16 protein-coding genes and 1 tRNA gene are annotated in these 16,152 nt (G+C 64.5%); 8 read left to right on the top strand and 9 right to left on the bottom strand.

What is annotated here, in order from left to right; genetic code table 11:
• Positions 1-4 precede the first annotated feature (4 nt).
• From ASPHE3_RS11530 to aceE, 5 genes are all read right to left on the bottom strand, one after another.
• Entirely contained in the window at positions 5-250 is a 246-nt protein-coding gene (locus ASPHE3_RS11530; RefSeq protein WP_009359314.1) for an acyl carrier protein, read from the bottom strand.
• Between the two features lie 80 nt (positions 251-330).
• Positions 331-1,392: a beta-ketoacyl-ACP synthase III gene (locus tag ASPHE3_RS11525; protein WP_013601385.1), complete on the bottom strand. Its 1,062-nt coding sequence runs from the start codon at positions 1,390-1,392 to the stop codon at positions 331-333.
• Positions 1,389-2,318, bottom strand: coding sequence for an ACP S-malonyltransferase (locus ASPHE3_RS11520; RefSeq protein ID WP_013601384.1), 930 nt, complete (start codon positions 2,316-2,318; stop codon positions 1,389-1,391). Before ASPHE3_RS11520 ends, ASPHE3_RS11525 begins: the two co-directional genes overlap by 4 nt.
• Before the next feature lie 88 nt (positions 2,319-2,406).
• A complete protein-coding gene (locus ASPHE3_RS11515) occupies positions 2,407-3,651 on the bottom strand; it encodes a PucR family transcriptional regulator (protein WP_041652114.1) in 1,245 nt (414 codons plus the stop codon).
• Between the two features lie 155 nt (positions 3,652-3,806).
• Positions 3,807-6,548, bottom strand: coding sequence for a pyruvate dehydrogenase (acetyl-transferring), homodimeric type (gene aceE / locus ASPHE3_RS11510; protein WP_013601382.1), 2,742 nt, complete (start codon positions 6,546-6,548; stop codon positions 3,807-3,809).
• Positions 6,549-6,976: 428 nt separating this feature from the next.
• On the opposite strand from aceE, the gene ASPHE3_RS11505 reads away from it, so the two are divergent.
• The 5 genes from ASPHE3_RS11505 to ASPHE3_RS11485 all read left to right on the top strand — a co-directional run bounded on the left by ASPHE3_RS11505 (position 6,977) and on the right by ASPHE3_RS11485 (position 9,402).
• Entirely contained in the window at positions 6,977-7,396 is a 420-nt protein-coding gene (locus ASPHE3_RS11505) for a DUF3052 domain-containing protein (RefSeq protein WP_013601381.1), read from the top strand.
• Positions 7,393-7,887: a peroxiredoxin gene (locus ASPHE3_RS11500; RefSeq protein WP_013601380.1), complete on the top strand. Its 495-nt coding sequence runs from the start codon at positions 7,393-7,395 to the stop codon at positions 7,885-7,887. Before ASPHE3_RS11505 ends, ASPHE3_RS11500 begins: the two co-directional genes overlap by 4 nt.
• Positions 7,888-7,938: 51 nt before the next feature.
• Entirely contained in the window at positions 7,939-8,820 is an 882-nt protein-coding gene (locus tag ASPHE3_RS11495; RefSeq protein ID WP_049786130.1) for an NAD-dependent protein deacetylase, read from the top strand.
• A 101-nt stretch (positions 8,821-8,921) separates the two neighbouring features.
• Positions 8,922-8,997: transfer RNA gene (locus ASPHE3_RS11490), tRNA-Val, on the top strand.
• Positions 8,998-9,111: 114 nt separating this feature from the next.
• A complete protein-coding gene (locus ASPHE3_RS11485) occupies positions 9,112-9,402 on the top strand; it encodes a hypothetical protein (protein ID WP_049786065.1) in 291 nt (96 codons plus the stop codon).
• Between the two features lie 164 nt (positions 9,403-9,566).
• On the opposite strand, the gene ASPHE3_RS11480 is transcribed toward ASPHE3_RS11485, so the two are convergent.
• Positions 9,567-10,292, bottom strand: a complete 726-nt coding sequence (locus tag ASPHE3_RS11480) for a FadR/GntR family transcriptional regulator (RefSeq protein ID WP_013601377.1) — start codon at positions 10,290-10,292, stop codon at positions 9,567-9,569.
• A 198-nt stretch (positions 10,293-10,490) separates the two neighbouring features.
• Here ASPHE3_RS11480 and gndA point away from each other — a divergent pair, with 198 nt between their 5' ends.
• Entirely contained in the window at positions 10,491-11,927 is a 1,437-nt protein-coding gene (gene gndA, locus ASPHE3_RS11475; protein ID WP_013601376.1) for an NADP-dependent phosphogluconate dehydrogenase, read from the top strand.
• Positions 11,928-12,049: 122 nt separating this feature from the next.
• On the opposite strand, the gene epsC is transcribed toward gndA, so the two are convergent.
• The 3 genes from epsC to msrA all read right to left on the bottom strand — a co-directional run bounded on the left by epsC (position 12,050) and on the right by msrA (position 14,198).
• The gene (gene epsC, locus ASPHE3_RS11470; protein WP_013601375.1) at positions 12,050-12,634 is read right to left on the bottom strand and encodes a serine O-acetyltransferase EpsC; all 585 of its coding nucleotides are present in this window, start codon (positions 12,632-12,634) and stop codon (positions 12,050-12,052) included.
• Positions 12,635-12,673: 39 nt separating this feature from the next.
• Positions 12,674-13,609, bottom strand: coding sequence for a cysteine synthase A (gene cysK, locus ASPHE3_RS11465; protein WP_041652887.1), 936 nt, complete (start codon positions 13,607-13,609; stop codon positions 12,674-12,676).
• A 64-nt stretch (positions 13,610-13,673) separates the two neighbouring features.
• A complete protein-coding gene (gene msrA / locus ASPHE3_RS11460) occupies positions 13,674-14,198 on the bottom strand; it encodes a peptide-methionine (S)-S-oxide reductase MsrA (protein WP_013601373.1) in 525 nt (174 codons plus the stop codon).
• Positions 14,199-14,300: 102 nt separating this feature from the next.
• Here msrA and ASPHE3_RS11455 point away from each other — a divergent pair, with 102 nt between their 5' ends.
• Positions 14,301-15,236: a Nif3-like dinuclear metal center hexameric protein gene (locus tag ASPHE3_RS11455; RefSeq protein ID WP_013601372.1), complete on the top strand. Its 936-nt coding sequence runs from the start codon at positions 14,301-14,303 to the stop codon at positions 15,234-15,236.
• 126 nt (positions 15,237-15,362) lie between these two features.
• Complete coding sequence (locus tag ASPHE3_RS11450) at positions 15,363-16,100, top strand: zinc ribbon domain-containing protein (protein WP_013601371.1); 738 nt, start codon at positions 15,363-15,365, stop codon at positions 16,098-16,100.
• Positions 16,101-16,152 lie beyond the last annotated feature (52 nt).

The following is a 16,152-nucleotide window of genomic DNA, read 5'->3' as shown; positions in this document are numbered from 1 at the left end:
TTGGCTAGGCCTGCGCTCCGGCGATGAAGCTGACGGCGTCGCCGACAGTCTTGAGGTTCTTGACCTCTTCGTCCGGGATACGGACGCCGAACTTCTCTTCGGCGTTGACCACGATGGTCATCATGGAGATGGAGTCGATATCCAGGTCCTCGGTGAAGGACTTGTCCAGCTCGACGGCCTCGGGAGCGAGACCCGTTTCTTCGTTGACGATTTCAGCCAAGCCGGCCAGGATCTCTTCGTTGCTAGCCATTGATGGCTCCTTTTCTTGTATTGCCGGCAGGTGCTGCCGGAAACGGGTCAGGCCGCGGGTGCGGCCCGTTGGGGGTATTGCTACGGAAGGACAACTACCTGGGCGCCGAAGACCAGTCCGGCGCCGAAGCCGATCTGCAGGGCAAGTCCGCCGCTGAGCTCCGGGTGTTCCTGCAGCAGGCGGTGGGTGGCAAGCGGAATGGATGCTGCCGAGGTGTTACCCGCATCAGCGATGTCCCGTGCCACTGTAACCGTTTCGGGCAGCTTGAGCTTCTTCACCATCTCATCGATGATGCGCATGTTGGCCTGGTGGGGAATGAACGCCACGAGGTCTTCTGCCTCCACACCGGCGGCATCGAGGGCCTGCTGCGCAACCTTGGCCATCTCCCAGACAGCCCAACGGAAGACCGTCTGGCCATCCTGGCGGAGTGTGGGGTAGAGCTCCTGGGCCTCTTCAAGGAGTGCCAGGTCGCCGGTGGAGTCAGACTGCCTGGCAGCCAGCCCAAGGTCCCTCACATCCAACATGGAACGCGTCATGCCGATCGCGTCCCACTTGCTCCCGTCCGATCCCCAGACGGAGGGGGCGATTCCGGGGGTGTCCGAGGGGCCGATGACGACGGCGCCCGCGCCGTCTCCGAGCAGGAACGAGATGGTGCGTTCCCTGTTGTCGATCACATCGGACAGCTTTTCCGCGCCGACAACCAGGACGTACTTGGCGGCGCCGGAGCGGACCAGGGCGTCACCCTGGGCGATCCCGTAGCAGTAGCCGGCGCAGGCTGCCGAGATGTCGAAGGCAGGTGCGGGGGTGGCGCCGAGCCGGTCTGCGAGGCTCGCTGCGGCAGAGGGAGTGGCATAGGGATGGGTCACGGTGGACACGATGACCGCGCCGAGCTCCGAAGCCTCAATGCCGGCCTTTTCCATGGCCTCGCACGCAGCGCCTTCGGCCATGTCAATCACGCTGACATCAGCGGAGGCGCGGTGCCGGGTCACGATACCCGTCCGCTGCCGGATCCATTCATCGGAAGAATCGATCCACTGGCAGACGTCCTCGTTGGTGACAATAACGTCGGGACGGTAGGCGCCCAGGCCAAGGATGCGGGTGTGCTCCTGGAGGGGAGCCTGCTTCAGCGTGGGAACGCTCATGCGTCTCCCTCCAGTTCTGCGAAAAGCGCCAGGGCGGCGGAAAGATCGTCGGGGGTCTTGACTGCCACGGTCTTGACCCCTGGCATGCCACGCTTGGCGAGGCCGGCCAGGGTTCCGGCAGGTGCAAGTTCAATCACGCCGGTGACGCCGCGCTGGACCATTGTCTCCATGCAGCGGTCCCACCTGACCGGGCGCGAAACCTGGGCGATCAGGCTTTCGACGGCGGCGTGCCCATCGGTGACCTCGGCGCCGTCGAAATTGGACAGCAGGGGAACCTTCGGCGTCTGTGGCTTCAGCTGCGGTTCAAGCGCCTTCAGTGCACTGACGGCAGGAGCCATGTGGCTGGTATGGAACGCGCCTGCAACCTTCAACGGAATGACGCGTGCCTTGGCCGGCGGGTTCTCGGCGAGGGTCTTCAGCTGTTCAAAAGTACCGGCGGCGACGGTCTGGCCCGCCCCGTTGACGTTGGCGGGAGTTGCGCCTGAGGCCTCGATTGCCGCCAGGACCTCGGCCGGGTCGCCGCCCACCACTGCGCTCATGCCGGTAGGTGTAACGGACGCTGCCGCCGCCATGCTGTTGGCACGCTCGCGCACGAAGGTCATGGCCTCCTCCTCGGTGAGCACCCCAGCCAGTGCGGAAGCGGTGATTTCACCAACGGAGTGGCCCGCAAGAATGACGGGCAGGGAGTTGAGTTCAACATCGAAGAGGGAGGCAGCGGCAACAAGGCCGGCAGCCACAATCAGGGGCTGCGCCACGGCTGTGTCCTTGATCGTTTCCTCGTCGGAGGTGGTCCCGTGGGCGATCAGGTCGATACCTGCGATATCGCTCAAGGCGGCCAGTTGGCCTGCCACCGGGGGCAGTTCCAGCCAGGGGGCCAGAAAACCCGGGGTCTGTGAGCCCTGTCCAGGGCAGACTATTGCAAGCACGTATCCAGCTTTCCAAATTGCGGTGTGATTCAGCGGTGTTTGTCCGCACCAAGCTCGTGGGGTCAGGTTGTAGGAAGTCTACAATGCCTCAGGGCTGATTCCGGGACGGTTGGCGCTCCGCGGCGGCTTTCGGGGGCGCCGAAAGCCGGCCCACTACCAGCGCAGCCTGCAGGACAAAGGCCTCCCGCGGCAGCAGCGGATCCCACCCCGTGACGTCGCAGACGCGCTTCAGGCGGTACCGGACGGTGTTGGCGTGGACGAAGAGCTCCCTGGCTGTGGCCTCCAGTGAATGCCCGAGTTCCAGGTAGGTGCCGAGGGTCTCCACCAGGCCGTTTGACGCCGCCAGGAGGGGGCGGTAGATGTTCTTGACCAGGGACCGGCGCGCCGCGTCGTCCCCGGAGATGACCCGCTCTGGCAGGAGGTCATCGGCAGCGACCGGGCGCGGTGCGGACGGCCACGCCCTCGCCGCTGTCAGCCCGGCGAAGGCCGATTGGGCCGAGCTGCTGGCCTCGAGCAGGGAACCGGCTTCAGCACCGTACACCACCGGTCCGGGGGCAAACATTTCACTCAGCTTCACATAGGCGGTTTCGCGGTCCTGCACCCCGCCCAGGATGAGGATGAGGCGGTCGCCCTGGATTCCCACCAGCGCGTCCTCCGCGTAGCGGCCCGCCATGCGGCGGAGTTCGCTGACGTAGCTGGCGCTGGGTTCCGAGGGCGAATTCCCCACCATGACAGTGAAGCGCTCCTGGGCCTTCCAGCCAAGTGCCGCGATTCGTGAGCGCAGCGCGTCAGTATTTTCCCCGCGCAGGATGGCGTCCACGATCAGCGCTTCGAGCCGGGTGTCCCAGGAGCCGCGGGATTCCGCCGCGCGGGCATACACATCGGCTGCAGCGAACGCCACTTCCCGGGAGTAGCGGAGCACGGCTTCACGCAGTGATGGCTGGTCAGCCTCGGGCGCGATGACCGGCACCTGGTCTTCCACGACCTCCACGACGATCCGGATCAGTTGCAGCGCCTTCTGAAGGCTGATGGAACGCGTCAGCTCTGTCGGTGCAGTCCCAAAAACATCGGTCAGGATCCAGGACGGGGAACTCGGCCGCTCGTACCAGGTGACAAAGGCGGCAATCCCGTTCTGCGCCACCATGCCAAGTGCAGACCTCTCATCCGAGCTGAGCCGGCTGTACCAGGGCAGGGATTTTTCCAGCTCCCGCATGGTGGTGGTGGAGAGCTGGCCCACGTTTGCGCGCAATTTCTTCAGGGTTTCAGACTTCTCCGGCGTGACCCTTGGGGTGGACGGTTTGCGCTTGGCGGACGGGGTAGCTGGTGCTGGCATTCTTTGAGCATACGGGCAGCGCCCCCCAACCTCCATTTGTGCAAAGGCTACAATCCGCTTTGCCCTGCGTCACACGACACCGTGGCCGAAACGGGCGACGGCGGCCCCCGCCTTTCGGAGGGGACCGCCGTCGCGATTCTGCTGGGGTGAGGGGCTTAGGCCTCGCCGCCGGCGTTGCCGGTGGTGCCGGCATTGACGTTGTGAAGCCTGTACTTCTCAATCGCCTTGATCGGAGCCTGGGAATCCACCTCACCGCGGCGCGCGAGCATCTCCAGCGAACGCACCACGATGGAGTGGGTGTCGTTCTTGAAGTAGCGGCGGGCTGCGGCGCGGGTGTCGGAGAACCCGAAGCCGTCGGCACCAAGGGTGGCGAATTCGTTGGGGACGAATTGGCGGATCTGGTCGGGGACGGCTTTCATGTAGTCGGACACGGCGACGACGGGCCCGGTGGCTCCCTCGAGCTGCTGGGTGACGAAGGGGACGCGGGCGGGTTCGCCGGGGTTGAGGAAGGCTTCCTCTTCCGCGGCGAGGCCGTCGCGGCGCAGCTCGTTCCAGGACGTCACGGACCAGACATCAGCCGAGACCGACCAGTCTTCGGCGAGGATCCGTTGGGCCTCGATGGCCCAGGGCACGGACACGCCGGAGGCGAGGATCTGGGTCCGGGGGCCGTCGATCTTTGCCGGGGCGAGCAGGTAGATGCCCTTGATCACGCCTTCGACGTCCAGTTCCTCGGGTTCGGCGGGCTGGACGATGGGCTCGTTGTACACGGTGAGGTAGTACATGAGGTTTTTGTCCGTGCTGTCGGGCCCGTACATGCGTTCGAGGCCGTCGCGGATGATGTGGCCCATTTCGTAGCCGTAGGCGGGGTCGTAGGTGACCACGGCGGGGTTGGTCGAGGCGAGCAGGGGGGAGTGGCCGTCGGCGTGCTGGAGGCCTTCGCCGGTGAGGGTGGTCCGTCCTGCGGTGGCGCCGATGATGAAGCCGCGGGTCATTTGGTCTGCTGCTGCCCAGAACGCGTCGCCGGTGCGCTGGAAGCCGAACATGGAGTAGAAGACGTAGACCGGGACCAGGGGCACGCCGTGGGTGGCGTAGGCGGTGCCGGCGGCGGTGAACGCTGCGACGGCGCCGGCTTCGTTGATGCCGGGGTGGATCAGCTGGCCGGCGGGGGATTCCTTGTAGGCCAGGACCAGGTCGCGGTCCACCGAGAGGTAGTTCTGGCCCTTGGGGTTGTAGATCTTCGCCGTCGGGAAGAACGCGTCCATGCCGAACGTGCGCGCCTCGTCAGGGATGATCGGGGCGATGTGCTTGCCGAAGTTCTTGTCCCGCATCAGGTCCTTGAGCAGGCGCACGAAGGCCATGGTGGTGGCGGCCATCTGTTTGCCCGAACCGCGCTTGGCGACCTCGTAGGACTTCGCGTCCGGCAAGGTGATCTCGGCGTGCTTGGACCGGCGCTCGGGGACGGCGCCGCCCAGGGCCGCGCGGCGCTCCATCATGTACTTGATTTCGGGGGCGTCGGTGCCGGGGTGGTAGTACGGGGGCTGGTACAGGTCTTTTTCGAGCTGTTCGTCCGTGATGGGGATCCGCAGGTGGTCGCGGAACTTCTTCAGGTCATCCAGGGTGAGTTTTTTCATCTGGTGGGTGGCGTTGCGGCCCTCGAAGTGGGGTCCGAGTCCGTAGCCCTTGACGGTTTTGGCGAGGATGACGGTGGGTTTGCCCTTGAATTCGGTGGCTGCCTTGTACGCGGCGTAGACCTTGCGGTAGTCGTGGCCGCCGCGTTTGAGGTTCCAGATCTGGTCATCGGTGAGGTCCGCGACCATGTCCTTGGTCTGCGGGGTCTTGCCGAAGAAGTGTTCGCGGACGAACCCGCCCGATTCGGCCTTGTAGGTCTGGTAGTCCCCGTCGGGGGTTTCGTTCATGATCTTCACCAGCGACCCGTCGGTGTCGCGGGCCAGCAGGTCATCCCATTCCCGGCCCCAGACGACCTTGATCACGTTCCAGCCCGCGCCGCGGAAGAACGCTTCGAGTTCCTGCATGATCTTGCCGTTGCCGCGCACCGGCCCGTCCAGGCGCTGGAGGTTGCAGTTGATCACGAAATTCAGGTTGTCCAGGTTCTCGTTCGCGGCGAGCTGGAGCAGGCCGCGGGATTCGGGCTCGTCCATTTCCCCGTCGCCCAGGAACGCCCAGACCTGCTGGTCGGAGGTGTCTTTCAGGCCGCGGTTGTGCAGGTACCGGTTGGACTGGGCCTGGTAGATCGCGTTCATCGGCCCGATGCCCATGGACACGGTGGGGAATTCCCAGAAGTGCGGCATCAGCCGCGGGTGCGGGTAGGAGGACAGGGCGTGGCCCTGCCGGGACTTTTCCTGCCGGAACCCGTCCAGGTCCTCCTCGGAGAGCCGGCCCTCCATGAACGCCCGGGCGTACATGCCGGGGGAGGCGTGGCCCTGGAAGAACACCTGGTCCCCGCCGCCGGGGTGGTCCTTGCCGCGGAAGAAGTGGTTGAACCCGACCTCGTACAGGGTCGCCGCGCCCGCGTAGGTGGAGATGTGCCCGCCCACCCCGATGTTAGCCCGCTGGGCCCGGTGGACCATCACCGCCGCGTTCCACCGCATGTACGCCCGGTAGCGGCGCTCGTATTCCTCGTTGCCCGGGAACTCGGCTTCCTGGTCCACAGGGATCGTGTTCACGTAATCAGTGGTGGTCACCATCGGCACCCCCACGCTCTGCGCGCCCGCGCGCTGCAGCAGGCTCCGCATGATGAATTGGGCACGCTCGGTGCCCTGTTCCCTGATCAACGAATCCAGGGACTCAACCCACTCGGCGGTCTCTTCCGGATCACGATCAGGCAGCTGGTTAGTCAACCCGCTGAGGATATGGGAGGTATCTTCTCCTGCAGCCATGTCCAACCTCTCTTTGCGCGCATGAATCGGCGCACTCAGGCCAGGCAGGGTGACTGCCCGGCGTACATACGCCGTGTGCGACGTATCGGTTACAACAGCCCGGGCATGTGTGCCGGGCAGGGTCCTTGCACTCCTATGACTGCAAGAAGTTTCAGGGTTTGTTGTCCCGCAGGCATAGTTGTCATCAGCCACTCTAGCCCTGACGGCAACACGATGCGTAGCCGCAGTCTGGGCGCCCCAGTTGTATTTCGCCGTCATACTGGTTGTGTGACGAAAAGCCGCTGGGCTGCGGGTTGGCTGTTCCGGATGTGACGCAGAATATGCGGTCCCCCTGGGGCGGCAGCTTGAAGCTCGGGCACAAAGGGTGTTGGCTTGGGAGTAATGGAAATCACTATGCGCACTGCATATATGAGGTATTGGAGGTACACGTGAGCGAGGCCGACGCCGCCACTTCGGTAAATGTGGCGGAAAAATTGGGTTTCAAGAACGGGGATCTGATTCAGGAGTTCGGTTACGACGACGACGTCGATTTCGACTTGCGTGACGATATTGAGGACCTCACGGGTTCCGAGTTGCTCGACGAGGACGACCACGAAGTAGCGGATGCAGTCATTTTCTGGTGGCGCGACGGCGACGGGGACCTCGTGGACAGCCTGATGGATTCGCTGACCACCCTGAGTGAGAACGGCGTCGTCTGGGTGTTGACCCCCAAGTCCGGCAGGGAAGGCTATGTATCCCCGGCGGACATCCAGGAAGCGGCACCCACCGCCGGACTGCACGTCACCACGTCGGCCGGGGTGTCGAAGGACTGGAGCGCCACGCGGCTGGTGAGCAGGAAGAACAAGTGACCGCGGCGCCTGCCGCAGCCCGTGTTGGCGCCCCCGCAGTTGGCGGAACAGCGCCCGATTTCGAACTTGTCAATCAGTACGGCGAGCCCGTCAGGTTGTCCGACTATCGGGGCCGCAACGTTGTGCTGGTGTTCTATCCCTTCGCATTCTCTGGCATCTGTACCGGCGAACTCTGCGAAATCCGCGACAATCTGGCGCTCTTCGAGGACGCCAACGCCACAATCCTGGCAGTTTCCGTTGACAGCAAGTTCAGCTTGCGGGCCTATGCCGCGCAGGAGGGCTACACCTTTGACCTGCTTGCCGACTTCTGGCCACACGGCGCCGTAGCGAGCTCGTATGGCGTGTTCGATGCCGAAAGCGGCATGGCACAGCGGGGAACCTTCATCATCGATGCCGGGGGAACCGTCCGTTACAGCGTGTTGAACCCGCGGGGCCAGGCGCGGGACCTCGCGGATTACCGGACGGCACTCGCCGGGCTGGAAAAGGCCTGACGAGGAGTGGGCGGGCAGCGGCATGGCGTGGGCCTCACAGGCTTTGCCAGCATGCCGCCCGTGCCTCCCGGACCTCCAACGGCTGAAGAGCTTGAGGTCCTGGACCGCATCCGGAACCTCCTGGAGCGGGGCCGCTTCGCCTTGCTGACCGGTGCCGGCCTCAGCACCGATTCCGGTATTCCGGACTATCGCGGACCCGGCTCGCCGCCACGTTCGCCCATGACGTACCAGGAGTTCGTCAAGGCGGCCGCCAACCGGCAGCGTTACTGGGCCAGGAACCACATTGGCTGGTCCCACCTTCGCCGTGCGGACCCCAACCAGGGCCACTATGCCGTCGCCGAGCTGGAGCGCCGCGGCCGCCTCACTGGGCTTATCACGCAAAATGTGGACCGCCTCCACCAGGATGCCGGGAGCATCAACGTGGTGGACCTCCACGGCAGGTACGACCAAGTGGTGTGCCTGGACTGCCGCAGGGTTTACTCCCGCCGTCTGCTGGCAGGAATGCTGGAGGAACTGAACCCCGGTTTCCTTGAACGGGCCGCAGAAACGGGCCTGGTGGAGATGGCGCCCGATGCTGATGCCACCATCGAGGACCAGGACTTGATCAGCAGCTTCGTTGTTGCTGTTTGCCCTGCCTGCGGCGGCACGCTAAAACCGGATTTCGTGTATTTCGGGGAGAACGTGCCCAAGGACCGGGTCGAAACCTCGTACCGCATGGTTGATGATGCGTCCGCCCTGGTGGTTGCGGGATCGTCGCTGACGGTCATGAGTGGCCTGAGGTTTGTCAGGCATGCGGCGAAGGACGGCAAGCCGGTGGTCATCATCAACAGGGGGGTGACCCGCGGGGATGACAAAGCAACGATCAAGCTTGAAGCGGGTGTCAGTGAGTCCCTTGCCTGGCTCGCAGCCGAACTTCCACGCCTGCAGGCATAGCGGTCCGCACGCTTTTCTTGCCGATTCGCCTTTGGTGGCCGGAGTCAGGTAGAGTCTATGTTCGTTGGTCAGGGCGCAGCAGCGCCGGATTCGGCCACCTTGGGTCTTTAGCTCAGCTGGTAGAGCGCCACGTTTACACCGTGGATGTCATCGGTTCGATCCCGGTAGGACCCACCACCCAGCCCCGCTGTTTCCGTCATTGGACGGATGCAGCGGGGTTTTTTGTTGTGCCCCCACCCGGCTTTGGGGACCACCGGCAGAAATGTCTGCCCCCTGCCATAGCGTGCAGGAATGGAACATGTGATGGTGCGTACGGGCAGGGACGGGCGGCCGACGGCGGTGCTCAGCGGTGGCAGGGAATGGGCCGTCGGTGCCGAGCCGGTCAGGTGGTTTGAGCGCGTCAACTGGTGGGAAAGCCAGCGCAGGATGCCCAAGGGAGCCAGCGGTGTGGACGTGGAAGTCCTCCAGCTCCAGGTCAGGCTGGGGCGGAATTCAGGATCTGCCCTGACCACGATGATCCTGCAGCGCGATGGCACCGGCGGGAGCTGGCGGTTGCGAAGGGCGGTTGCCGATGCCGCATGACAGCGGTGCCGCTGCAGAACATCTGTCCGCGCATTGGAAAACCCTCCACCGCGGCTATTGGGGGATGCCGCGGTGGAGGGCCTGGATTGAATATACCGCGAACTTCTGGAAACAAAAAAGCCGCATGGTTCGGGCAGCGCCTGTTGGGCGGGCTGGCTGCGTCGTCAGCGGTCCACCGGGATAAAGACGCGTGGCTGCTCGGTCCAAGTGTCGGACATCTGGGACATCGTTCGCCTCATGATCTTGTCTGAGGCCTCTCTGGCGGACGCGGCGTCGCCCCTGGCAATGGCCTCGGCAACGTCGACGTGCCATTGCAGGGCGGCCTCGTGCGGATGGTCGGGCATCAGGCCATGCACCGTGCGGCCGGTCAGGGTCTCCGCCACCTGCCCCATGAGGTTGGCAAACATTTCGTTGCCGGATCCGGAGAGCAGGAGTGAGTGGAACTGGATGTCCAACTCAAGAAACTGTGGGACGTCGCCCCTGTGTCCGGCGTCGCGCATGGCACGGGCCACGTCCACCAGCTCCAGCCGCAGCGGCGCCGGAGCGTTCTGGGCGGCCAGTTCGGCAGCCGCCGGCTCCACAGCGGACCGTAGCTCGGCGAGGGACCGCAGCTGTGCGCCGCGCGCATCGCTGGCCAGCCGCCAGCGGATGACCTGGGGGTCGAAGGGGTTCCAGCGGCTTGCCGGCAGGACCCTGATGCCAACCCGCTTGGTGGTTTCCACAAGGCCCAGGGACTGCAGCACCCGGACAGCCTCGCGGATCACGGAGCGGGATACCTTCAGCTCATCCTCAAGCTTTTCCGCGAGCATGACATGGCCGGCAGGCAGCTCGCCCGAGATGATGCGCGTGCCAAGATTTTCGATGGCACGGTGGTGCAGGCTGCTGGTCATGGAGCTAAGCCTAGTGGGAACAAAGGCGCCAGGCCGCAGCGGTTCCGGGCACCAAGCGACACAATGGGTTCCATAACGTGGGCGTTACTTTCCTGTGACTTCAGGAATATATATGCTTTATTCAGACCCCCGGTCTGCACGTGCCCCTATCCCAAGGCGGCAGGTGCATCCATCGCACAGAAACGAATTGGAGTTTTGATGTCTGCACACATCGGTGTCACCGGCCTAGCGGTGATGGGCGCCAACCTGGCCCGCAACCTCGCGCGGAACGGCTTCACGGTCGCACTGCACAACCGGTCCGTTGAAAAGACGGACGCCCTGCTCGAACGGTACGGCTCCGAAGGTGACTTCATTCGGACTGAAACCCTCCAAGAGCTGGTGGATTCCCTCGAGAAGCCGCGCCGGGTCCTGATCATGGTGAAGGCCGGCAAGCCGGTCGACTCCGTGATCGAGCAGCTGGAGCCCCTCCTCGAAGCCGGCGACATCATCATTGATGCCGGAAACTCCCACTATGAGGACACCCGCCGCCGCGAAGCAGCCCTTGCCAAGAAGGACCTGCACTTCGTGGGCGTCGGCGTTTCCGGCGGCGAAGAGGGCGCCCTCAACGGCCCCTCCATCATGCCCGGAGGTTCCAAGGAGTCCTACAAGGCCCTCGGCCCGCTGCTGGAAAAGATCTCCGCAAAGGTCGACGGCGAACCGTGCTGCGCCTGGGTGGGAACCGACGGCGCCGGGCACTTCGTCAAAATGGTCCACAACGGCATCGAATACGCCGACATGCAGGTCATCGGCGAAGCCTTCGACCTTCTCCGCTCCGGAGCCGGCATTGAGCCCGCTGAGCAGGCCAAGATCTTCACCGACTGGAACCAGGGCGAGCTGTCCTCCTTCCTGATCGAAATCTCCGCCGAGGTCCTGGGCCACGTGGACGCCAAGACCGGCAAGCCGTTTGTCGACGTCGTAGTGGATGCCGCAGGCCAGAAGGGCACCGGCCGCTGGACCGTCATCTCCGCCCTGGAACTCGGTTCCCCGGTTTCCGGCATCGCCGAATCCGTATTTGCCCGTGCGCTGTCCTCCCAGACAGAGCAGCGCAGGCTTGGCCAGGAATTGCTGGCAGGCAACGAAGCTGACGTGGAAATCCCCGAAACGTTCGTTGAGGATGTCCGTCAGGCGCTCTACGCGTCCAAGCTGGTTTCCTACGCGCAGGGCCTCGACATGCTGACGTCTGCAGCCAAGGAATACGGCTGGGACCTGAAGCTGGACGAGATCGCCTCCCTGTGGCGCGCGGGCTGCATCATCCGCGCTGAGCTGCTCAAGGACATCACCAAGGCCTACGCGGCTGACGAGAAGCCCGCCAACCTGCTGTTCGCCCCGGCGTTCACCGAGGCCATCGCCGGTGCCCTGCCTGCATGGCGCCGTGTTGTGGCCACCGCCGTCCAGCTGGGGATTCCCGTTCCGGTGTTCTCGTCCTCGCTGGCCTACTATGACGGCCTGCGCCGCAAGCGCGTCGCCGCTGCGCTGATCCAGGGCCAGCGCGACCTGTTCGGCGCCCACACGTACGGCCGCGTCGATGCAGAAGGCACGTTCCATACCCTGTGGGGCGAAGACAAGTCCGAAATCGAGGCAGTGGACACCCACTAGTCTCCATGAAGACAGGCCAACGGCCGGCAGTTCCTGGAAACCTTCCAGGAACTGCCGGCCGTTGGTTTGTCTATGCTGACCCGTCCGGTCCCGGCCGCGACGGCAGCCGCCGCGTCACAGGCTCAGATCCGGTACTCGATGTCGTACTCCGCCGGGTCCACAGCAGGCTTCGTCTCACGCTGTGCATCCCGGTGCCGCCACTTGGCGGGCACGCCGGTGACAATCGACTCCGGCGGGGCGTCCTTGACCACCACGGCGTTGGCACCTACGGCACTGTCCCTGCCAATGGTGATGGGACCGAGGATCTTCGCCCCCGCACCAATGGTCACGCGGTCGCCGATGGTGGGATGGCGCTTGATCCGGGCCAGCGAACGCCCGCCCAGGGTCACCCCGTGGTAGATCATCACGTCCTCGCCGATCTCCGCGGTCTCGCCGATGACCACACCCATTCCGTGGTCGATGAAGAATCGGCGGCCGATGGTGGCGCCCGGATGGATCTCGATGCCCGTCAGGAAACGGCCCAGCTGCGAAAGCAACCGGGCAGGGAAACGGAGGCCAGGGTTCTGCCACAGGCGGTGCGTCAGCCGGTGGATCCAGATGGCATGCAGGCCGGAGTATGCGAGTAGGTTCTCTAAAGAACCTCGAGCCGCCGGGTCGTGGGACCGGGCGGCGTCGAGGTCTTCCTTCAATCTTGCGAAAAAGCCCACAAAGTTCTTTCTACAGGAAACGGGCGGACGGCGGACTGATCAGCCGCGGATGTCGTCATACAGCACGGTGGAGATGTAACGCTCGCCAAAATCGCAGACGACAGCAACGATCAGCTTGCCGGCGTTCTCCGGGCGCTTCGCCAGTTCCAGGGCGCCCCAAACGATGGCCCCGGAGGAGATGCCGCCCAGGATGCCTTCCTTGACGCCGAGGTCACGGGCCACGCGGACGGAGTCTTCCAGGGTGGCGTCCAGGACCTCGTCGTAGATGTTGGTGTCCAGGATTTCGGGGATGAAGTTGGCCCCGATGCCCTGGATCTTGTGGGGGCCGGGTGCGCCGCCATTGAGGATGGCGGAGTCCTTGGGCTCGATCGCAACGATCTGGACGCCGGGCTTGCGCTCCTTCAGGACCTGGCCCACGCCGGTGACGGTTCCGCCGGTGCCGACGCCCGCAACGAAGATGTCCACTGCGCCGTCGGTGTCAGCCCAGATTTCCTCGGCCGTGGTGTTGCGGTGGATTTCCGGGTTGGCCTCGTTCGCGAACTGCTGCGCCCAGATGGAGTTTTCGGTGTTGGCCACAATTTCCTGGGCCTTCTCGACAGCGCCCCGCATGCCCTCCGAGCCCGGGGTCAGGACGATTTCGGCGCCGAACGCCCGCAGCATGACACGGCGCTCTGTAGACATGGTCTCGGGCATGGTGAGGATGACCTTGTAGCCGCGGGCTGCGCCCACCATGGCAAGGGCGATGCCGGTGTTGCCGGAGGTGCCCTCGACGATGGTTCCGCCGGGCTTCAGGGCGCCGGACTTCTCGGCGGCGTCAACGATGGCAACACCAATCCGGTCCTTGACGCTGTTGGCCGGGTTGTAGAACTCGAGCTTCACGGCGACGGTAGCGTCCAGCCCCTCGCTGAGCCGGTTGAGCTTGACCAGCGGGGTGCCGCCGACCAGCTGCGTTACATCGTCATAGATCCGTGCCATGTACATACGCCTATCTCTGAGGGGTGAATACTGAGGTCAGCCTAACGAGGCCGCGTAACCGTGGCTAAGCGTTAAGCCATGCAGAGTAATATTTCCGGGCCTTGGCGAGCTTGGGGTTGATGATCACCTGGCAGTACCCCTGCTCCGGGTGCTTGGCGTAGTAGTTCTGGTGGAACTCCTCGGCAATGTGGAACCGGGGGAGGCGGACCACTTCGGTGACGATGGGGTTGGCCCACAAAGCCTGGTTCCGTTCGATGGCTTCCTCGAACAGGATCTTTTCTTCGGTGGTCTCGTAAAACATGGACGAACGGTATTGGGTGCCCACGTCGTACCCTTGGCGGTTCAGCGTGGTGGGGTCATGGAGGGCGAAGAACATGTCAAGGATGACGTCCTCCGGGATGACGTCCTCGTCGAACGTCACGGCCACCACTTCGGCGTGGCCGGTGGTCCCGTTGCAGACGGAGTAGTAGTCCGGGGCCGGATCATGGCCGCCGGTGTAGCCGGACACCACCGAACTGACGCCCCTGGTCTTCTGGTAGACGGCATCGAGGCACCAGAAGCAGCCTCCACCTAAAACAAAAGTTTTCATGACCTCTTCAATGGTTCGGGACCGCGGATGATTCCCGGGCGTTCACGGCGGGCGTTCGCAAAACGTCGGATGCCGCTGCCGCAATGGGGTAAAACTAAGACTATGGAACCTGTGGACACCGACGTTACCGGCCAGCACGATCACGGCGACGGAAACCGCGACGCCGGGCCGTCCAGTGAGCCGGTTACGGCAGGTACGGACGGCGTTCCCACCCTCGGCGAGCTGCTCCTGGCCGTTGAGGAACTCTGGCCCGAGTCCCTGGCGGAAAGCTGGGACGAGGTGGGACTGGTGGCGGGCCATCCCTCCGCGCCGGTGAATAAGGTGATGTTCGCCGTCGACCCCACCCTCGAAGTCATCGAAGAAGCAGTCGAATGGGGAGCCGAACTCCTCATCACCCACCATCCGCTCCTCCTGAAGGGCGTCACCACCGTCGCTGCCACCACGCCCAAGGGCAGGGCAGTGCACCGCCTCATCGAGTCCGGCACCGCACTCCTGACCGTACACACGAACGGTGATTCCGCCGTCGGGGGCGTTTCCGACGTCCTCGCAGACGCGCTTGGCCTGCAGGACGTGGCTCCCCTCACTGTGGCAGCCAACGGCCTGCCCGAAGAAGGGATCGGCCGCGTGGGGGACCTGGCGGACACCATGACCCTGGGCGATTTTGCGGCCCGCGTCTATGAGATCCTGCCATCGGTGGCAGGAGGCGTGCGGGTCTCCGGCGACAAGGACGGGCTTGTCCGGCGGATCGCGGTGTGCGGCGGGGCAGGGGACTCGTTGTTCGACGAGGTACGCGCCAGCAACGCGGACGTCTATGTCACGGCAGACCTGCGCCACCATCCCGCGTCCGAGGCACGCGAAGCGGCACTGAACGGGCGCCCGTACCTGGTGGACGTCTCACACTTTGCCAGCGAGTGGCTCTGGCTCCCGGCGGCCGCGGCGGCACTGGGCAACGTCCTGTCCGACCAGGGCCACGACGTGGAAATCATGGTCAGCACTACCAACAGCGATCCCTGGGACTTTATCCTCACTCCCGGCTAGGCCCGGGCGTGTGCCGTGTAGCAGCCACGGGCCGCAGCGAAGCGGGGGAGCGGGCCAGGCGCTAGAGTCTAGGAAGCGCCGGATCGGCGCCCGGCTCGGTCCGGAAGGCAGCAAGCGGAGGTAACAGTGGCGAAGGCAGCACCGGCGGAACAGTTGAAGCTACTCGAGCTGCAGGGGCTGGATGCCAAGCTGAAATCGCTCGCCAACCGCCGCCGCTCGCTGGAAAACGATCCGCGTATCAAGGACCTTGAGGCGGCCCTTTCGGTGGCCACTGGCGAACTCGGGGCAGCGAAAGTGGCGGTCCATGACGCGGAAGCTGAACTTAAGCGCGCCGAGGCGGACGTGGAGCAGGTTGCCTCGCGCATCCAGCGGGACGAGGCGCGGCTGAACAGCGGTACCGGGCTCTCAAAGGACCTGGTGGCGCTCCAGAAGGACATCGCCTCGCTCAACAAGCGGCGCTCGGACCTGGAAGACATCGAGCTGGAGGTCATGGAGCGGCTCGACTCGCTGCGGGCCAGGCAGGCAGAACAGCAGAAAATCGTGGATGACATCCAGGGATCTTTCGGCACCATCCGTGCCGAACTGGATGCGGAACTGGCTGAGGTGGAGGCTGAGGCTGCCGATGTGCGCACCCGCCGCACCGGATTCGCCGCAGGACTCGACGCCGGAATGCTGGCCGTCTACGAGAAGACGCTGGCCAGGCGCGGAGTGGGCGCAGCCAGGCTGTTCCACGGAACATCCGAGGCATCCGGAATGAAGCTGAGCCCGGGCGACCTCGCCGAGATCAAAGGCGCAGCGCCCGACGATATCGTCTTCTGCCCGGACTCCGGCGCCATCCTGGTGCGCTCGGAGGAGTGGGCCTGACCCAACTAAGTAGCGCTAAGTGTCGTTTTGGCGGCTCATAACGACACTTAGC

The sequence above is a fragment of the Pseudarthrobacter phenanthrenivorans Sphe3 genome (genome assembly GCF_000189535.1).
In the GTDB taxonomy this organism is placed as follows: Bacteria; Actinomycetota; Actinomycetes; order Actinomycetales; family Micrococcaceae; genus Arthrobacter; species Arthrobacter phenanthrenivorans.
The sequence above is the reverse complement of the archived record's forward strand: the minus strand, read 5'-3'. Positions and strand labels throughout refer to the sequence as shown.